Source organism: Pseudomonas marginalis, assembly GCF_024169655.1.
GTDB lineage: Bacteria > Pseudomonadota > Gammaproteobacteria > Pseudomonadales > Pseudomonadaceae > Aquipseudomonas > Aquipseudomonas paraveronii.
The window spans coordinates 4,581,445-4,599,148 of sequence record NZ_JALJWV010000001.1; the positions used below are offsets into that span (position 1 = coordinate 4,581,445).

Annotated in this window: 12 protein-coding genes; 7 read left to right on the forward strand and 5 right to left on the reverse strand. The window is 61.6% G+C overall.

Features of this window, described 5'->3' with window-relative positions:
• Positions 1-226: 226 nt before the first annotated feature.
• The 4 genes from xdhA to guaD all read left to right on the forward strand — a co-directional run bounded on the left by xdhA (position 227) and on the right by guaD (position 6,414).
• Entirely contained in the window at positions 227-1,675 is a 1,449-nt protein-coding gene (gene xdhA / locus J2Y83_RS20920; protein WP_253397904.1) for a xanthine dehydrogenase small subunit, read from the forward strand.
• Positions 1,668-4,067 (forward strand): xanthine dehydrogenase molybdopterin binding subunit, encoded by a 2,400-nt coding sequence (gene xdhB, locus J2Y83_RS20925; protein WP_253397906.1) that lies wholly within the window; start codon positions 1,668-1,670, stop codon positions 4,065-4,067. Before xdhA ends, xdhB begins: the two co-directional genes overlap by 8 nt.
• Before the next feature lie 190 nt (positions 4,068-4,257).
• A complete protein-coding gene (gene xdhC / locus J2Y83_RS20930; protein WP_253397909.1) occupies positions 4,258-5,097 on the forward strand; it encodes a xanthine dehydrogenase accessory protein XdhC in 840 nt (279 codons plus the stop codon).
• A gap of 12 nt (positions 5,098-5,109) precedes the next feature.
• Positions 5,110-6,414 (forward strand): guanine deaminase, encoded by a 1,305-nt coding sequence (guaD, locus tag J2Y83_RS20935; RefSeq protein ID WP_253397911.1) that lies wholly within the window; start codon positions 5,110-5,112, stop codon positions 6,412-6,414.
• 125 nt (positions 6,415-6,539) lie between these two features.
• Here the strand turns inward: guaD and J2Y83_RS20940 are convergent, their stop codons facing one another.
• Positions 6,540-7,304 (reverse strand): GntR family transcriptional regulator, encoded by a 765-nt coding sequence (locus tag J2Y83_RS20940; protein WP_253397913.1) that lies wholly within the window; start codon positions 7,302-7,304, stop codon positions 6,540-6,542.
• Between the two features lie 227 nt (positions 7,305-7,531).
• Between J2Y83_RS20940 and J2Y83_RS20945 the strand changes: the two genes are divergently transcribed.
• Positions 7,532-8,722: a benzoate/H(+) symporter BenE family transporter gene (locus tag J2Y83_RS20945; protein ID WP_253397915.1), complete on the forward strand. Its 1,191-nt coding sequence runs from the start codon at positions 7,532-7,534 to the stop codon at positions 8,720-8,722.
• Between the two features lie 55 nt (positions 8,723-8,777).
• Here the strand turns inward: J2Y83_RS20945 and J2Y83_RS20950 are convergent, their stop codons facing one another.
• A complete protein-coding gene (locus tag J2Y83_RS20950; RefSeq protein WP_253397916.1) occupies positions 8,778-9,122 on the reverse strand; it encodes a YggL family protein in 345 nt (114 codons plus the stop codon).
• Between the two features lie 237 nt (positions 9,123-9,359).
• Between J2Y83_RS20950 and dacB the strand changes: the two genes are divergently transcribed.
• The gene (gene dacB, locus J2Y83_RS20955) at positions 9,360-10,820 is read left to right on the forward strand and encodes a D-alanyl-D-alanine carboxypeptidase/D-alanyl-D-alanine endopeptidase (RefSeq protein ID WP_253397918.1); all 1,461 of its coding nucleotides are present in this window, start codon (positions 9,360-9,362) and stop codon (positions 10,818-10,820) included.
• An 87-nt stretch (positions 10,821-10,907) separates the two neighbouring features.
• On the opposite strand, the gene J2Y83_RS20960 is transcribed toward dacB, so the two are convergent.
• Positions 10,908-13,322 (reverse strand): sensor domain-containing diguanylate cyclase, encoded by a 2,415-nt coding sequence (locus J2Y83_RS20960; RefSeq protein ID WP_253397920.1) that lies wholly within the window; start codon positions 13,320-13,322, stop codon positions 10,908-10,910.
• A 138-nt stretch (positions 13,323-13,460) separates the two neighbouring features.
• Entirely contained in the window at positions 13,461-15,731 is a 2,271-nt protein-coding gene (rlmKL, locus tag J2Y83_RS20965; RefSeq protein WP_253397922.1) for a bifunctional 23S rRNA (guanine(2069)-N(7))-methyltransferase RlmK/23S rRNA (guanine(2445)-N(2))-methyltransferase RlmL, read from the reverse strand.
• A gap of 531 nt (positions 15,732-16,262) precedes the next feature.
• Between rlmKL and rmf the strand changes: the two genes are divergently transcribed.
• A complete protein-coding gene (gene rmf, locus J2Y83_RS20970) occupies positions 16,263-16,478 on the forward strand; it encodes a ribosome modulation factor (RefSeq protein ID WP_002553055.1) in 216 nt (71 codons plus the stop codon).
• Between the two features lie 124 nt (positions 16,479-16,602).
• Here the strand turns inward: rmf and J2Y83_RS20975 are convergent, their stop codons facing one another.
• The gene (locus J2Y83_RS20975) at positions 16,603-17,631 is read right to left on the reverse strand and encodes a quinone-dependent dihydroorotate dehydrogenase (protein WP_253397924.1); all 1,029 of its coding nucleotides are present in this window, start codon (positions 17,629-17,631) and stop codon (positions 16,603-16,605) included.
• Between the last annotated feature and the right edge of the window lie 73 nt (positions 17,632-17,704).

Here is a 17,704-nt window from a genome sequence, read left to right on the forward strand (position 1 = left end):
CCGCTGATGGCGCTCGGCCCACGCTCAACAATTTGGCATGAAATAAGCAGCAGTGAACAGCCAGAAGCCCCAAAAAACGCCGGTTCCAGAAGACTGAACCATAATTGAACGTGTTGCGGCCGCACTTTCTTGACCCACAGGTCAGAAAATCGTTGACCGAAAAGTCAGACATGACTAGATTCGGCGCAAAGCGGTTAACAACAATAATGTGTCTGCGAGGCCTTCCGTGATCCAGTTTTTACTTAACCAGGAACTCCGTAGCGAGCACGCCCTGGACCCCAACCTGACCGTGCTCAACTACCTGCGCGAGCATGTGGGCAAACCCGGCACCAAGGAAGGCTGCGCCAGCGGCGATTGCGGCGCCTGCACCGTGGTGGTCGGTGAACTGCACCGCGATGAGCAAGGCGCCGAGCGCATTCGCTATCGCAGCCTCAACGCCTGCCTGACGTTTGTGGCGTCGTTGCATGGCAAACAACTGATCAGCGTCGAAGACCTCAAGCACCAGGGCCAACTGCACAGCGTGCAACAGGCCATGGTGGAGTGCCACGGTTCGCAATGCGGCTTTTGCACCCCCGGTTTTGTGATGTCGTTGTTCGCCCTGCAAAAGAACAGCGACGCCCCCGACCGCGAGAAAGCCCATGAAGCCCTGGCCGGTAACCTCTGCCGTTGCACCGGTTATCGCCCGATCCTCGCCGCCGCCGAACAGGCCTGCGGCAACAAACCCCAGGATCAGTTCGACAGCCGTGAGGCCCAGACCATCGCCCGTCTCAAGGCCATCGCACCGACGCAAACCGCTGAACTCAACAGCGGCGACAAACGCTGCCTGGTGCCGCTGACCGTCGCCGACCTGGCCGACCTCTACGACGTCTACCCCCAGGCCCGCCTGCTGGCCGGCGGCACCGACCTGGCGCTGGAAGTCACGCAGTTCCACCGCACGCTGCCGGTGATGATCTACGTCGGCAATATCGACGAGATGAAGCGCATCGAGACGTTCGACGATCGCCTGGAAATCGGCGCCGCCACCGCCCTTTCCGATTGCTACAGCGCGCTGCACCACGAATACCCGGACTTCGGCGAGCTGCTGCAGCGCTTCGCCTCCCTGCAAATCCGCAACCAGGGCACCTTGGGCGGCAACATCGGCAATGCCTCGCCGATCGGTGATTCGCCGCCGCTGTTGATCGCCCTCGGCGCGCAGATCGTGCTGTGCAAGGGCAATGTCCGGCGCACCCTGGCGCTGGAAGATTACTTCATCGACTACCGCGTCACCGCGCGCCAGGACAGCGAGTTCATCGAGAAAATCATCGTGCCCAAGGGCCACGCGCGGTTCCGGGCGTACAAGGTATCCAAGCGTCTGGACGATGACATTTCTGCAGTGTGCGCGGCCTTCAACCTGAAGATCGATAACGCGGTGATCAGCGACGCCCGCGTTGCCTTCGGGGGTATGGCCGCCACGCCAAAACGCGCCAAACACTGCGAGACCGTGCTGATCGGCGCGCCCTGGAATGCCGCCACCGTGGAGCACGCCTGCGCCGCCCTGGCCGAGGATTTCACCCCGCTGTCGGACTTCCGCGCCAGCAAGGAATACCGCCTGCTCAGCGCACAGAACCTGCTGCGCAAATACTTCATCGAGCTGCAAACGCCGCACATCGAGACTCGGGTGACCGCTTATGTCTAACCATCACGCCGTGGCAAAAACCCAGGCCGAACTGGCCGAGCTGTTTGCCCAGGACCTGACCTGCGGCGTCGGCCGCAGCGTCAAGCACGACAGCGCCGCCAAGCACGTATCCGGCGAAGCGCAGTACATCGATGACCGCCTGGAATTCCCCAACCAGTTGCACCTGTATGCGCGCCTGTCCGACCGCGCCCACGCCAAAATCCTCAGCATCGATACCGCGCCCTGCTACGCCTTCGACGGCGTGCGCATCGTCATCACCCACGAAGACGTGCCAGGGCTCAAAGACATCGGCCCGCTGCTACCGGGTGATCCGTTGCTGGCCATCGACACCGTGCAGTTCGTCGGCCAGGTGGTGCTCGCCGTGGCCGCACGCGACCTGGAAACCGCGCGTAAAGCGGCGTTGGCCGCAGTGATCGAATACGAAGACCTGGAGCCGGTGCTGGACGTGGTCGAGGCCTATCGCAACCAGCACTTCGTGCTGGACAGCCACACCCATCAACGCGGTGATTCTGCGGTGGCGTTGGCGGCCGCGAAGCATCGCATCAAGGGCACGCTGCATATCGGCGGCCAGGAACACTTCTACCTGGAAACCCAGATTTCTTCGGTCATGCCCACTGAAGACGGCGGCATGATCGTCTACTGCTCCACGCAAAACCCCACCGAGGTGCAGAAGCTGGTGGCCGAAGTGCTCGACGTGTCGATGAACAAGATCGTCGTCGACATGCGCCGCATGGGGGGCGGTTTCGGCGGCAAGGAAACCCAGGCCGCCAGCCCGGCGTGCCTGTGTGCGGTGGTCGCGCACCTGACCGGGCAGCCGACCAAGATGCGCCTGCCGCGCGTCGAAGACATGCTGATGACCGGCAAGCGCCACCCCTTCTATATCGAATACGACGTCGGCTTCGACGACAGCGGGCGCTTGCACGGCATCCAGTTGGAGCTGGCGGGTAACTGCGGCTGCTCGCCGGACCTGTCGAACTCGATTGTCGACCGCGCCATGTTCCACGCCGACAACGCGTATTACCTGGGCGATGCCACGGTCAACGGCCATCGCTGCAAGACCAACACCGCGTCCAACACCGCCTATCGCGGCTTCGGCGGTCCGCAAGGCATGGTCGCCATCGAAGAAGTGATGGACGCCATCGCTCGCCATCTGGCCCTCGACCCGCTGGCGGTGCGCAAGGCCAACTATTACGGCAAGACCGAGCGCAACGTCACGCACTACTACCAGACCGTCGAGCACAACCTGCTCGAAGAGATGACCGCCGAGCTTGAGGCCAGCAGCCAATACGCCGAGCGCCGCGAAGCGATCCGCCGCTACAACGCCCACAGCCCGATCCTGAAAAAAGGCCTGGCGCTGACCCCGGTGAAATTCGGCATCTCCTTCACCGCCAGCTTCCTCAACCAGGCCGGGGCGCTGATCCATATCTACACCGATGGCAGCATCCACCTGAACCACGGCGGCACCGAGATGGGCCAGGGCTTGAACACCAAGGTTGCGCAAGTGGTGGCCGAGGTGTTCCAGGTGCACATCGACCGCGTGCAGATCACCGCCACCAACACCGACAAGGTGCCCAACACCTCGCCGACCGCAGCCTCCAGCGGTGCCGACCTGAACGGCAAGGCCGCACAGAACGCTGCCGAAACCATCAAGCAACGCCTGGTGGAATTTGCCGCGCGTAAATTCGAGGTGAGCGAAGCGGACGTGGCATTCCACAACGGCCATGTGCGCGTGCGCGAGCAGATCCTGACCTTTGAGAACCTGATCCAGCAGGCGTATTTCGCCCAGGTGTCGTTGTCGAGCACCGGCTTCTACAAGACCCCGAAAATCTTCTACGACCGCAGCCAGGCGCGCGGTCGGCCGTTCTACTACTTCGCGTTCGGCGCGGCCTGTTGCGAAGTGATCGTCGACACCCTGACCGGCGAATACAAGATGCTGCGCACCGACATCCTCCACGACGTCGGCGCTTCGCTGAACCCGGCCATCGACATCGGGCAGGTGGAAGGCGGTTTTATCCAGGGCATGGGCTGGCTGACCATGGAAGAACTGGTATGGAACGACAAGGGCAAGCTGATGACGAACGGCCCGGCCAGCTACAAGATCCCAGCCGTGGCCGACATGCCGTTGGATCTGCGCGTGAAGCTGGTGGAAAACCGCAAGAACCCGGAAGACACAGTGTTCCATTCCAAGGCTGTGGGCGAGCCGCCCTTCATGCTCGGCATTGCTTCGTGGTGCGCGATCAAGGATGCGGTGGCGAGCCTGGGTGACTATCGCCACCAGCCGAACATCGATGCGCCGGCGACGCCGGAGCGGGTGTTGTGGGGGTGTGAACAGATGCGGCAGTTGGCTGCTGCGAAGGCGGTTGAGGCTGAAACCGAGATGGCTTCGCTGTAAATCGAGGTGCTGCCATCGGGGGCAAGTCGAATCGTCGCACCGCCCCTCCCACATTTTTCACCTGTAAATACATTCAAGTATGGGAAGGGGCTTGCCCCTCCCACATTTTTGACCTGTGAATACATTCAAGTGTGGGAGGGAGCTTGCTCCCGATGACGGTAGAACTGACAACAGAAATGTTGAGGTAGACATGAACAACTGGATCAGCGCCCTCGCCAACCTGCAAAACCAGGGCGAGCCCTGCGTACTGGTGACCATCATCGAAGAGCTCGGCTCCACGCCGCGTAATGCCGGTTCGAAGATGGTCATCAGTGCCGCACACACGTTCGACACCATCGGCGGCGGGCACCTGGAATACAAAGCGATGCAGCTCGCCCGCGACATGCTCGCCCGCGGCCAGCAACACACCCATCTGGAGCGCTTCAGCCTCGGCGCGAGCCTGGGCCAGTGCTGTGGCGGCGCGACCGTGCTGCTGTTCGAACCCATGGGCCAGGTGCAGGCACAGATCGCCGTATTTGGCGCCGGCCACGTCGGCCGCGCCCTGGTGCCGTTGCTGGCGAGCCTGCCGTGTCGGGTGCGCTGGATCGATTCGCGCGAGCAAGAGTTCCCGGAACACATCCCACAGGGCGTGCGCAAAATCGTCAGCGAAGAACCGGTCGACGAAATTGCCGACCTACCCGTGGGCAGTTACTGCATCGTGATGACCCACAATCACGCGCTGGACCTGGAACTCAGCGCCGCCCTGCTCAAGCGCAATGACTTTGCCTACTTCGGCCTGATCGGTTCGAAGACCAAGCGCGTCAAATTCGAACACCGCCTGCGGGATCGCGGCGTCGACACCGCACAGCTGCAACGCATCCGCTGCCCCATGGGCCTTAGCGAAGTGAAGGGCAAATTGCCGGTGGAAATCGCCATCTCCATCGCCGGGGAAATCATCGCCACCTATAACGCCCATTTCGGCCAGCACACCGCGAACGCCGAACCGATTGCCCAACTGCTGCCGGCTTCACGTCGCAGCCAAGCTATCTAAATTGAGATCACCATGCCTTCGACCCGCAAAGCCTACCGCGCCGCGATCCTGCACAGCCTCGCCGACCCCGCTGAAGTGGGGATCGAGGCGTCCTACGAGTATTTCGAAGACGGCCTGCTGGTCATCGACAACGGCCGGATCAGCGCCCTGGGCCACGCCCATGACCTGCTGCCGCACCTACCCGCCGGGGTCGAAATCACCCATTACCAGGACGCGCTGATCACCCCCGGCCTGATCGACACGCATATCCACCTGCCGCAAACCGGCATGGTCGGCGCCTATGGCGAGCAGTTGCTGGACTGGCTCAACACCTACACCTTCCCCTGCGAGCGCCAGTTCGCCGACAAGGCCCATGCCGAGGAAGTCGCGGATATCTTCATCAAGGAGTTGCTGCGCAACGGCACCACCACCGCGCTGGTGTTCGGCAGCGTGCACCCGCAATCGGTGAACGCGTTCTTTGAAGCCGCCGAAAAACTCGACCTGCGCATGATCGCCGGCAAGGTGATGATGGACCGCAACGCTCCAGACTACCTGACCGACACCGCCGAATCCGGCTACCAGGAGAGCAAGGCGCTGATCGAACGCTGGCACGGCAAGGGCCGCCTGCACTATGCGGTGACGCCACGCTTCGCCCCCACCAGCACGCCGCAGCAATTGGCGCTGGCCGGGCAACTGCTGGGCGAATACCCGGACCTGTACATGCAGACGCACATCAGTGAGAACAAGCAGGAAGTCGAGTGGGTCAACGAACTGTTTCCGGAGCGCAGCGGCTACCTGGATGTGTACGACCACTACAAGTTACTGGGCGAACGCTCGGTGTTTGCCCACGGCGTGCATCTGTGCGATGACGAATGCGCGCGGTTGGCGCAGACCGGCTCGGCAGTCGCATTCTGCCCGACCTCGAACCTGTTCCTCGGCAGCGGGCTGTTCAACCTGCCGATGGCCGAGAAGCACAAACTCAACGTGGGCCTGGGCACTGATGTGGGCGGCGGCACCAGTTTCTCGTTGCTGCAGACGTTGAACGAAGCCTACAAGGTCATGCAACTGCAGGGCGCACGATTGAGCCCGTTCAAGTCGCTGTACCTGGCCACCCTGGGCGGCGCGCGGGCGCTGCGACTGGAAGACAAGATCGGCACGTTGCAGCCGGGCACCGATGCGGACTTCCTGGTGCTGGACTACAACGCCACGCCGCTGCTCAGCTACCGCATGAAGCAGGCGAAGGACATTGCCGAGAGGTTGTTTGTGCTGATGACGCTGGGGGATGATCGGGCGGTGTTGCAGACCTATGCGGCGGGCAGTCTAGTCCACCAACGCTAATTCCAAGCAAACACAAAACAAATGTGGGAGGGGGCTTGCCCCCGATGGCAGTGGTTCAGTCAAAGCATCCAGTGACTGATACACCGCCATCGGGGGCAAGCCCCCTCCCACATTTTTGATTGGGTTTACAGTTTGACCGAAGAACGCCCAGGCTTCTTGCTCAGCAACAAATGCGAAAACACCGCATGCAAATCATCCGACGCACTTTCCTCATCGAGGTTGAGCTTGCTGTCGATGTGATCCATGTGATGCATCATCAAATTCACCGCCAGCGCCGCGTCCCGGGCTTCGATCGCATCGATCAACTGGGTGTGTTCATCGTAGGAACAGTGCGAGCGGTTACCGCTTTCGTACTGGGCGATGATCAACGAGGTCTGGGACACCAGGCTGCGCTGGAAGCTGATCAGCGGCGCGTTCTTCGCGGCTTCAGCCAGCTTCAAATGGAACTCGCCGGAAAGGCGGATACCGGCACCGCGATCGCCGCGGGAGAAGCTGTCGCGTTCGTCGTTGACCATCTGCCGCAACTCGGCCAACTGCTCAGCCGTCGCGTGCTGCACCGCCAGTTCCGTGATCGCCCGCTCGACCAGGCGTCGGGCCAGGAATACCTGGCGCGCTTCTTCGACACTGGGGCTGGCCACCACGGCGCCACGATTGGGCCGCAGTAGCACCACGCCTTCATGGGCCAAACGCGACAGCGCACGGCGAATGATGGTGCGGCTGACGCCGAAGATTTCGCCGAGTGCCTCTTCGCTCAATTTGGTACCGGGTGCCAGGCGTTGTTCGAGAATCGCCTCGAAGATATGCGCGTAGACGATATCGTCCTGGGTTCCGCTGCGGCCGGTCTTGCTGGCTCGCGGTTGTTTCTTGAGAGGTTGCAACTGTTCGTTCATGGGCACTCGGATCGGGAGAACGGCGGCGAATTAACGGTAATACGGCAACAAAGAGGCGCTGGCAAGTATCAGCTAAAATCAGCGCACATTGTACACAACCCCATGCGCCAACACACTGTACGGCTGTTTGCGGCCCCGGCTGTATTGCAATGAATCGTTACGTTTGAGTTTAGGCTTGAATCTGCGCCTTCACTGGCAAACTCCCAGGTAAAAGGAAACACCTCGCCATGACCGACGCCACCCAAGCGCCCTTGCGCCCGCTGGCCGATACTTCTCCCTCGGCCATCGTCGCCGGTTTCATCGCCATGATGACCGGCTACACCAGCTCCCTGGTGCTGATGTTCCAGGCCGGCCAAGCCGCCGGTTTGACCACCGCGCAGATTTCCTCGTGGATCTGGGCGATTTCCATCGGCATGGCGGTGTGCAGCATCGGCCTGTCCCTGCGCTACCGCACGCCGATCACCATTGCCTGGTCGACACCCGGCGCCGCGCTGTTGATCACCAGCCTCGGCGGCGTCAGTTACGGCGAAGCCATCGGCGCTTACATCACCTGCGCGGTGCTGGTGACGCTCTGCGGGCTGACCGGCAGCTTCGAAAAGCTGGTCAAACGCATCCCGGCGTCGCTGGCGGCGGCCTTGCTGGCGGGGATTCTGTTCAAGATCGGCAGCGAGATTTTCGTCGCCGCGCAACATCGCACCGGCCTGGTGCTGGGGATGTTTTTCACCTACCTGATCATCAAACGCCTGTCGCCGCGGTATGCGGTGCTCGCCGCGCTGGTGATCGGCAGCGTGCTGTCCGGGCTGATGGGGCTCCTGGATTTCAGCGGCTTTCACCTGGAAGTGGCAACGCCGGTGTGGACCTCGCCGCACTTCTCGCTGGCGGCGACCATCAGCATCGGCATCCCGCTGTTCGTGGTGGCGATGACCTCGCAGAACATGCCGGGCGTGGCCGTATTGCGCGCCGATGGCTACAACGTGCCGGCATCGCCGCTGATCACCGTCACCGGCCTGGCCTCGCTGGTGCTGGCGCCGTTCGGCTCCCACGGCATCAACCTGGCGGCGATCAGTGCGGCGATCTGCACCGGGCCACACGCCCATGAAGACCGCAACAAGCGCTACACGGCGGCCGTCTGGTGTGGGGTGTTCTACGGCATTGCCGGGGTGTTCGGCGCCACATTGGCGGCCTTGTTCGCAGCGCTGCCCAAGGAGCTGGTGCTGTCGATTGCGGCGTTGGCCTTGTTTGGCTCGATCATCAATGGCTTGAGCATCGCCATGAATCAGCCGAAGGAACGGGAAGCGGCGCTGATCACCTTTATGGTCACCGCGTCAGGCTTGACGTTGTTTTCCATCGGGTCGGCGTTCTGGGGGATTGTGGCGGGGGTGTTGACGCTGCTGATTCTGAACTGGCGCAAGGCCTGAGTGTTTAAGGCCCCATAACGAAACAGCGACCCGGGCGGGTCGCTGTTTCATGACATCAGACGGCCGAGTTGATCGACGTCTCTGGATGCCAAGCGTCCAACAGCGCGCTTACTTCAACGCGAGTCAGCTCTGCGCGGGCCTTGAGCCACGCTTCAACGGTTGCACGTTGCTCTTCGGTGACCGAACCACGAGTGGCTTTGCACACCAGACCGAAGTCATCGCCGCCGACGTAGTCGAGGCCATTGCCGTCCATCGCTTCGGTCAGGAATGCGTCGAGGAACGCGTCAACCGCTGCATCGTCCAAACCTTCTTTGAAATCCAGGTTCAGTTCGAAACCCAGCTCTTGAAATTCATCAACGCACAGTTTTTTGCGCAGACGCCGGGAACGGTTAGTCGCCATTGGAACAATCCTCATAAGTAATAACGGGCGGCACTTTAGCAGTTTAAGGAAGCGATTGCCCGATTCTCTAGGACAGGCGGCGAAATGCTCGAAAAAAAAACGCCGATTAGCAGCTATCGTTCAGCTACAAGTGGCTCCAGCTTGGGGCATAATGCCGACACTTTCATGACCACTGGGGGATTTTCTTACATAACCCTCGCCTTTTTCACCCTCCTCAGCAGTAGGGTCTTATTTCTTATGATCAAATCTTTGCGTCCATTGCTCCTTGCCGGCTTTCTCCTGCCGCTGGCCTTTTCCGCCACCGCCGCCCCGATCAACAACACCCTGCCACCCAATGTTGCACAGGCCCTGCAGAAGGCCAAACTGCAAAACACCGCACTGTCGCTGGTGATGCTGCCGCTGAACGGTCCCGGCACACCCACTGTATTCAACGCCGACGTCTCGGTGAACCCGGCCTCCACCATGAAGCTGGTCACCACCTACGCGGCCCTGGAAATGCTTGGCCCCAACCACCAGTGGAAGACCGAGTTCTACACCGACGGCACCCTCAGCGGTGGCGTGTTGCGCGGCAACCTGTACCTCAAGGGTGGCGGCGACCCCAAGCTGAACATGGAAAAACTCTGGCTGCTGATGCGTGACCTGCGGGCCAATGGCGTGCAGCAAGTCACTGGCAACCTGGTGCTGGACCGTGGTTTCTTTATCCCGCCGCAACTGCCGGAATTCAATGACGACGGCAATGACGAGAACAAACCGTTCCTGGTCAAGCCCGATGCCCTGCTGGTCAACCTCAAGGCCTTGCGCTTCGTGACTCGCAACGATTCGGGACGCGTGATCGTGTCGGTCGAGCCGCCGATTGCCAGCATTCGCATCGACAATCAGGTCAAGGTATCCAACGCCAAACAGTGTACCGGTGACGTGCGCTACAACCCGGTGACGGCGGCCGATGGCAGCATCACAGTGACCGTCAGCGGCCAGTTGGGCGAAGGCTGCAGCTCGCAGACCTACTTGTCGCTGCTCGACCATGCCACGTATACCGCCGGCGCTGTGCGGGCGATCTGGCAGGAACTGGGCGGCACCATCCAGGGCCGCGACATCCAGGCTTCGGTGCCCAAGGACGCCAAGGTACTGGCGCGGGCCTTCTCGCCGGACCTGGCGGAAATCATCCGCGACATCAACAAATACAGTAACAACACCATGGCCCAGCAGTTGTTCCTGAGCCTGGGCGCGCAGTTTCGCAACGATGCCGACGGCGACGATGCCAAGGCCGCCCAACGCGTGGTGCGTCAATGGCTGGCGAAGAAAGGCATCACCGCACCGCATCTGGTGATGGAGAACGGTTCCGGCCTGTCCCGTGCCGAACGCGTCAGTGCCCGTGAGATGGCGGCCATGTTGCAAGCCGCGTGGAAAAGCCCCTACGCGGCGGAGTACATCAGCTCGATGCCGATTGCCGGCACCGACGGCACCATGCGCAAACGCCTGAAGACCACCGCCATGCGCGGTGAAGCCCACGTCAAGACCGGCACCTTGAACACCGTGCGTGCCATCGCCGGGTTCAGCCGCGATAACAACGGCAATACCTGGGTAGTGGTGGCGATTCTCAACGATCCGAAACCATGGGGTGCGTCGTCGGTGCTCGACCAGGTGCTGCTGGACCTGTATCGCCAGCCGAAGCTGGCGGCAGCGGCGCCAGTCCTCTAGTGCTTGTGGCGAGGGAGCGTGCTCCCGCTGGGCTGCGACGCAGCCCTGAAGCCCGGCCCTGAATGGTCTCTGCAAGCATGCGGTGTGTTAATCGGGACCGCTTCGCGGCCCAGCGGGAGCACGCTCCCTCGCCACAGTTTCGACCCGATCCCTGCCCGCCTGCTTGGCCACGTACACCGCCGAATCCGCGCGCAGCAGCAACCCGTCGACCCCTTCGTCGACCCGCCAACTGGCCACGCCAAAGCTAGCGGTGACGGTCCCCACCGGCTCCATCGGCGCGCTGCGCAGCGACTGCCATAACTCAATCGCCAAACTGTAGGCCTGGGTGCTATCGGTATTGGGGCACAACACCATGAACTCCTCGCCGCCCAGGCGACAGAACACATCGCTGCGGCGCAGACGTTGGCTGATGCGCTTGCACAGTTCCTGCAACACCCCGTCGCCAACCGCGTGTCCGTATTGGTCGTTGATACGCTTGAAATGATCGATATCCAGCATGATCACCGACAACGCCCCCGACGTGCGATTCAGGCGGACCATCTCGGCCTTGAGACGATCCTGGAAATACCGGCGGTTGTGAATCCCGGTGAGGGCGTCGGTGATGGACAGCGCGCGCAGTTCTTCTTCCACCCGCTTGAGATCGGAAATATCAGACACATAACCATGCCACAGCGTACCGCCGCCCGGCAGTTCCTCCGGCGTGGCCTCACCGCGAATCCAGCGCAGGCCGCGTTGCGGCAACTGCACGCGGTACTCTTCGCACCAGTGGCTCAATTGCAGCGCGGATAAGCGGATCGACGCACGCACTCGCTCGACGTCCAGGGGGTGGATGCGCGCCAAGACCTGTTTCGCATCCTGTTGCAGCACCCCTGGCTCGATCTCATAGATATCGCGCATGCCATCACTGGCATAGATAAACCGCCAGTTGTCCTGGGGTTCCAGGGTGAACTGGAAGATCCCGCCAGGCACATGGGCGCTGAGTTTTTTCAGCAGGCGGTCCCGCACGGCCAGGGCCTCATAGGCGCGTTTTTGCTCGGTGACATCCAGGTACATCGCCAGGTGCCCGACCCATAAGCCATGCTCATCCAGCAACACGGTGCCGAGCATATTCACCGTCAACTGGCTGCCATCCTCGCGTACCAAGGTCCACTCACGGGCCTCGTGCGGGTTGTCCGGGCTTTCCACCAGCATCGCCTGGCTCGGCGGGATTCGCCGGCCCAACGCCACGCTCAAATTCGTCGCGCGCGCTTCCAGCTCCGCTGCCACATGCAGGCTCTCCAGGGTCGAGTGGCCGATTACGTGCTCGGCCTTGAACCCCAGCATCTGCTCGGCGCCGGCGTTGAAGGTGTTGATCACGCCATGCAAATCGGTGGCAATGATCGCAACCTGCGTCGCGGCGTTCAGCACGCTGCGCAACTGGCCGTGGGCGCCGCGCAGTTCCTGCTCGCGCAGGCGCAACTGCACGGTACGCTGCTCCACCAGTTTCAAGGCGCGCTGACGCTGACTGACCAACATATAGAGCAAGACGCTGAGCAACAGGCTGAAGAGCCCGCCCATGGCCAGGATCGAGACCAGGGAGAAACCGCTGCCCTGTTCGAACACCAGACTGGGGCGCAGCGTCAGGGCGTAGACATGATCGCCGAGGGTGAGGCGGCGCGTGGCCACCAGATCGCTGTTGGCCAAGGCATTGCTGGACTCGTACAGCAGGCGCTTTTGCTGGTCGGAAGTGTCGACAATCTGCGTCACCAGATTATCGCGATCCGGCTTGGGCAAGCCGTCAGCCATCAACTGGCGCATGCTGATCACGGCCATCACAAAGCCGTAGGGTTCTGTCCCGCCTAGGGAGACGACTGGTGCGACTAATAACACGCCGGTGGCATAGGCCGGCTCCACACCCACCAACTGCATGGGCTGGGACACTGCCAGCTTACCGCTCGCTTGTGCGCGCTGAAGGGTCGAGCGCCGCAGAGGCTGGGCCAGCAGGTCAAAGCCCAGGGGCGAACCGAGCAGGCTGTGGGTCTGGCTGTACAGGATCGGCACGTATTCATCGCGCTCCACCGCCGGGGCCAACTCACCGAGTGAATTCAGTTCACGTATGCTGAAGGGCAGACCGCGCTGGCGCGACACCTCCTGTTCAAACTGAACGCGCTGATCACGCAGCACCCGCGGCGCCCAGACATACGCACGGGAACGCAGCAGCAGGGGCTGGGCGAAACCATCGAACTCGTCCTGGGACACGTCACTGGAATTGACGAAAAAGCGTTGCAGGCTGGCCAGACGTTGCTCCTGGTCCTCGAAACGCTCCTGCAGACGGGTGAATCGCTCATTGACCAACAGCTGGAAACGCTGGCGCTCCTGCTGTTGATAGAGGTCGGATGTCGCCCAGGCAATGATGATCGTCAAGGTGCTGCCTGCCAAAAACACCACCAATGCCATCAGCCAAGCCGATACCTGCTCACTGATAAAACCTAGGATCTTGGGGCGAACGGCTTGCAACGGCATAGGCAACACTCACAACGCCAGCGTGCGGGGGTGTCACTTTGGCTGGACGTTTAGTTATAGCTAGCGGCCCTGTGTTTGACCAGCGTAAAAAACCGCAAGACCCGATTATTCGAGGCTTGCGGCTTATGGGAGGAGCAATCAGCGAGCGGTGATTTTCCAGGCCCGATGGATCTTCGCGTTACGCGCAAAATCCGGGTCGAGGGTCTTGTCGCTGATTTCCTCGACCGCGTAGCGTTCGCTGAGGTTGTCCTCAAGCACGAACTTGCGGAAGTTGTTCGAGAAGTACAGCACGCCACCCGGTGCCAGGCGCGCCATGGCGAGATCGAGCAACTGCACGTGGTCGCGCTGCACGTCGAAGATACCTTCCATGCGCTTGGAGTTGGAGAAGGTCGGCGGGTCGATGAAGATCAGGTCGAACTCATCGCGACTGGCTTCCAGCCACGCCATCACATCACCCTGCTCCAGGCGGTTCTTGTCGGAGAAACCGTTGAGGGAGAAGTTGCGACGCGCCCAGTCCAGGTAGGTCTTGGACAGGTCGACGCTGGTGGTGCTGCGCGCGCCACCCTTGGCGGCGTGCACGCTGGCGGTGGCGGTGTAGCAATACAGGTTGAGGAAACGCTTGCCGGCCGCCTCTTTCTGGATGCGCATGCGCATCGGACGGTGGTCGAGGAACAGGCCGGTGTCGAGGTAGTCGGTGAGGTTGACCAGCAGCTTCACGCCGCCTTCGCTGACCTCGGTGAACTTGCCCTGGGCGCTCTGGCGCTCGTACTGCTTGGTGCCGCTCTGACGCTCGCGGCGCTTGACCACCACGCGGTTCTTGTCGATGTTCAGCGCCTGGGGAATGGCCGCCAGGGCATCGAACATGCGTGCGGAGGCTTTTTCCGGGTCGATGGATTTCGGCGCGGCGTATTCCTGCACGTGGACCCAATCGTGGTAAAGGTCGATGGCCATGGAATATTCCGGCATGTCGGCATCGTAGACGCGGTAGCAATCCACGCCCTCACGCTTGGCCCACTTGCCCAGTTGCTTGAGGTTCTTTTGCAGGCGGTTGGCGAACATCTGCCCGCCTTCGCTCAGGCGCGCCTGTTCGACCACGGGGGCTGGCGCCGCTGCTGGTTTGATCGGGTTGCCGTTCTTGTTGTACTGGCGCTCTTGCGGCTCGGTCGGGGCCTGGTCGTAGGCGGCTTGTTCGCGTTCGGCCTGGCGCTGCTCCGGGGTGCGGCGCTCGCCGGTGACGAACTGGTCCGGGTTGACCTTGATCAGCAGCAATTTGCACGGCAAGGCGCCGTTCCAGAACGAATACTGCTTGTGGCTGCGGATGCCCATGCGCTTGCCCAGGTCCGGCGCGCCGGTGAATACCGCCGCTTCCCAGCCCATGCACGCTTGGCGCAGACGCTCGCCGAGGTTCTGGTAAAGGTACAACAAGCTCGCTTCGTCACCCAGGCGCTCGCCGTAGGGTGGGTTGCAGATCACCAGGCCTTTCTGGTTCTGGTCCGGACGCGGCTCGAACGTAGCGACTTCGCCCTGGTACACCTTGATCCAATGGCTGAGGCCAGCACGCTCGATGTTGTTACGAGCAGGCTGGATCAAGCGCGGATCGGCTTCGTAGCCACGAATCCACAACGGCGGCTTGTTCATGCCGATGGCGGCACGCTCGCTGGCCTCGGTGTGAAGTTTCTTCCACAGCGCCGGGACGTGACCGAGCCAGGTGGTGAAACCCCACAGTTCGCGATTGAGGTTGGGCGCCATATCGGCGGCGATCATCGCGCCTTCCACCAGGAAGGTGCCCACGCCACACATCGGGTCGGTCAGCGCGCCGCCTTCAGCAGCGATGCGCGGCCAGCCGGCACGAATCAGGATCGCTGCCGCGAGGTTTTCCTTCAACGGTGCGGCGCCCTGCTGCAGGCGGTAACCGCGCTGGTGCAGGCTGTGGCCGGACAGGTCGAGGGACAGGATCGCTTCGCCACGATCCAGGCGCAGGTGGATGCGCAGGTCCGGGTTGATCTTGTCGATGGACGGACGCTCGCCGGTTGGCGTGCGCAGCTTGTCGACAATTGCATCCTTGACCTTCAGCGCGCCGAAGTGGGTGTTGTCGATGCCCGAGCCGTGACCGCTGAACTCCACCGCCAGGCTGCCGTCCGGGACCATGTGATCGGCCCAGTCGATATCCAGCACGCCGTGGTAGAGGTCTTCGGCGTCCTTCATCGGGAAGCGCTTGAGTACCAGCAATACGCGGTTGGCCAGGCGCGACCAGAGGCACAGGCGGTAGGCGGTTTCCATGTCGGCCATGCCGCGCACGGCCGAGGTGTGCTCGCGGGCTTCCTCAAGGCCAAGCCCGACGGCTTCCTCGATCAGCAGGCCTTCGAGGCCTTTGGGGCAGGTGAGGAAGAGTTCAAAACGGTCCGACATGGGTAATCCAGGCTTTTCAGCAATAAATGAACGGGCGACGCATCGCCGGCTCGGTTTTCAATCAAGCACTTTTCTTGAAGAGTGCTCGCGTGGCACGAATGTGCCGTCCCACCCCGTCTGCCGGGCCTTTGGGCCTTGATTGACGGGGCAGAGAGATAATTTTTGCAACAAAAAGAAATATTCAGACCCTTCGTCGAATAGTGACCGACCGTGACGGGCGGGCTTTCTCACCGCAGGAAAAAGCCCATTCTCTTCGTAAGGCACATCATAGCTGGCTTTGCCCAATAAAAGGGGCGAAAAGCCATCCCAGCTTATGGCTATAGCATCACTATTGTGACGTGCTTATGACAAAACGATCATTGAATCCATGTGACCTATTGGTTAGAACTCAACACAGGTCAGCGCCACAACGACGTTGACACATTGGCTCGCCACGCCGGCAGCGAGCCGCACCAACGGCAGAAAAACTCTGCCCGGCCCCAGACGAGGCCGAAGGATATCAAGACAGTCAACAAGTGAGGGAAACACCCTATGAGAAGACTTAAGCGTGATCCGTTGGAAAGAGCATTTTTACGCGGATATCAATATGGCGTTCATGGCAAATCCCGTGAGCTTTGCCCATTTACTCTACCGTCGGTACGCCAAGCCTGGATCAACGGCTGGCGAGAAGGACGCGGCGACAACTGGGACGGTATGACAGGCACTGCGGGCATCCACAGACTCAACGAACTTCACGCGGTCGGCTAATCAAGGGCATTTAATTCCGACACCAGCACGAATACAGGTAACCACTTAACCACGCACGCCCTATCCAGGCGGCGGGCTTCGGCCCAGGGGCTCCTCTTGAGGAGCCCTTTTTATTGGGCGTGTGTCAGGCCTTTTTTGGCAACGCCGCAATCGCGTCCACCGCCTCGCGAATCAGCGCCGGGCCTTTGTAGATAAAGCCGGAATACAGCTGCACCAGGCTCGCGCCGGCGGCGATTTTCTCGGCCGCGTGTTTGCCTTCGGTAATACCGCCGACCGCGATGATCGGCAAACGCCCTGCCAGCTCGGCAGCCAGCACCGTGACAATATGCGTGCTCTTGTCACGCACCGGGGCGCCCGACAAGCCGCCCGCTTCGTCGCCATGGGCCAGGCCTTCAACACCGACACGGCTGAGGGTGGTGTTGGTGGCAATCACCGCATCCATCCCGGAATCCACCAGGGCCTGGGCGACCAGTACGGTTTCTTCATCACTCATGTCCGGGGCGATCTTGATCGCCAGCGGCACGCGTTTGCCATGGCGCACGGCGAGGTCTTCCTGGCGCTGGCGCAAGGCTTCGAGCAATTGCTTGAGGGAATCACCAAACTGCAGGCTACGCAGGCCAGGGGTGTTGGGCGAGCTGACGTTCACCGTGACGTAGCTGGCGTGGGCGTAGACCTTGTCCAGGCAGATCAGGTAGTCATCCACCGCGCGCTCCACCGGCGTGTCGAAATTCTTGCCGATATTGATCCCGAGAATGCCCTTGTACTTCGCCGCTTGAACCCGCGACACCAGGTGATCGACACCGAGGTTGTTGAAGCCCATGCGGTTGATGATCGCCTCGGCTTCCGGCAGGCGAAAGATGCGCGGCTTGGGGTTGCCCGGCTGAGGGCGCGGGGTCACGGTGCCGATTTCGACGAAACCGAAACCCAACTGCGCAAAGCCATCGATGGCCGTACCGTTCTTGTCCAGGCCGGCAGCCAGCCCGACCGGGTTGGGGAAGTCGAGGCCCATCACCGACACCGGCATTTTCGCCGGTGCCTTGCATACCAGGCCATTGAGCCCCAGGCGGCCACCGGCACCGATCAGGTCCAGGGACAGATCATGGGAGGTCTCCGGGGAGAGTTTGAACAACAACTGGCGGGCCAGGGTATACATGGGCGGGCTAGACTCGGATGGCAGCGATAAGTGGTGGCGATTATAGCCGGGCTGGCGGGCTGCGTGCGAGGCG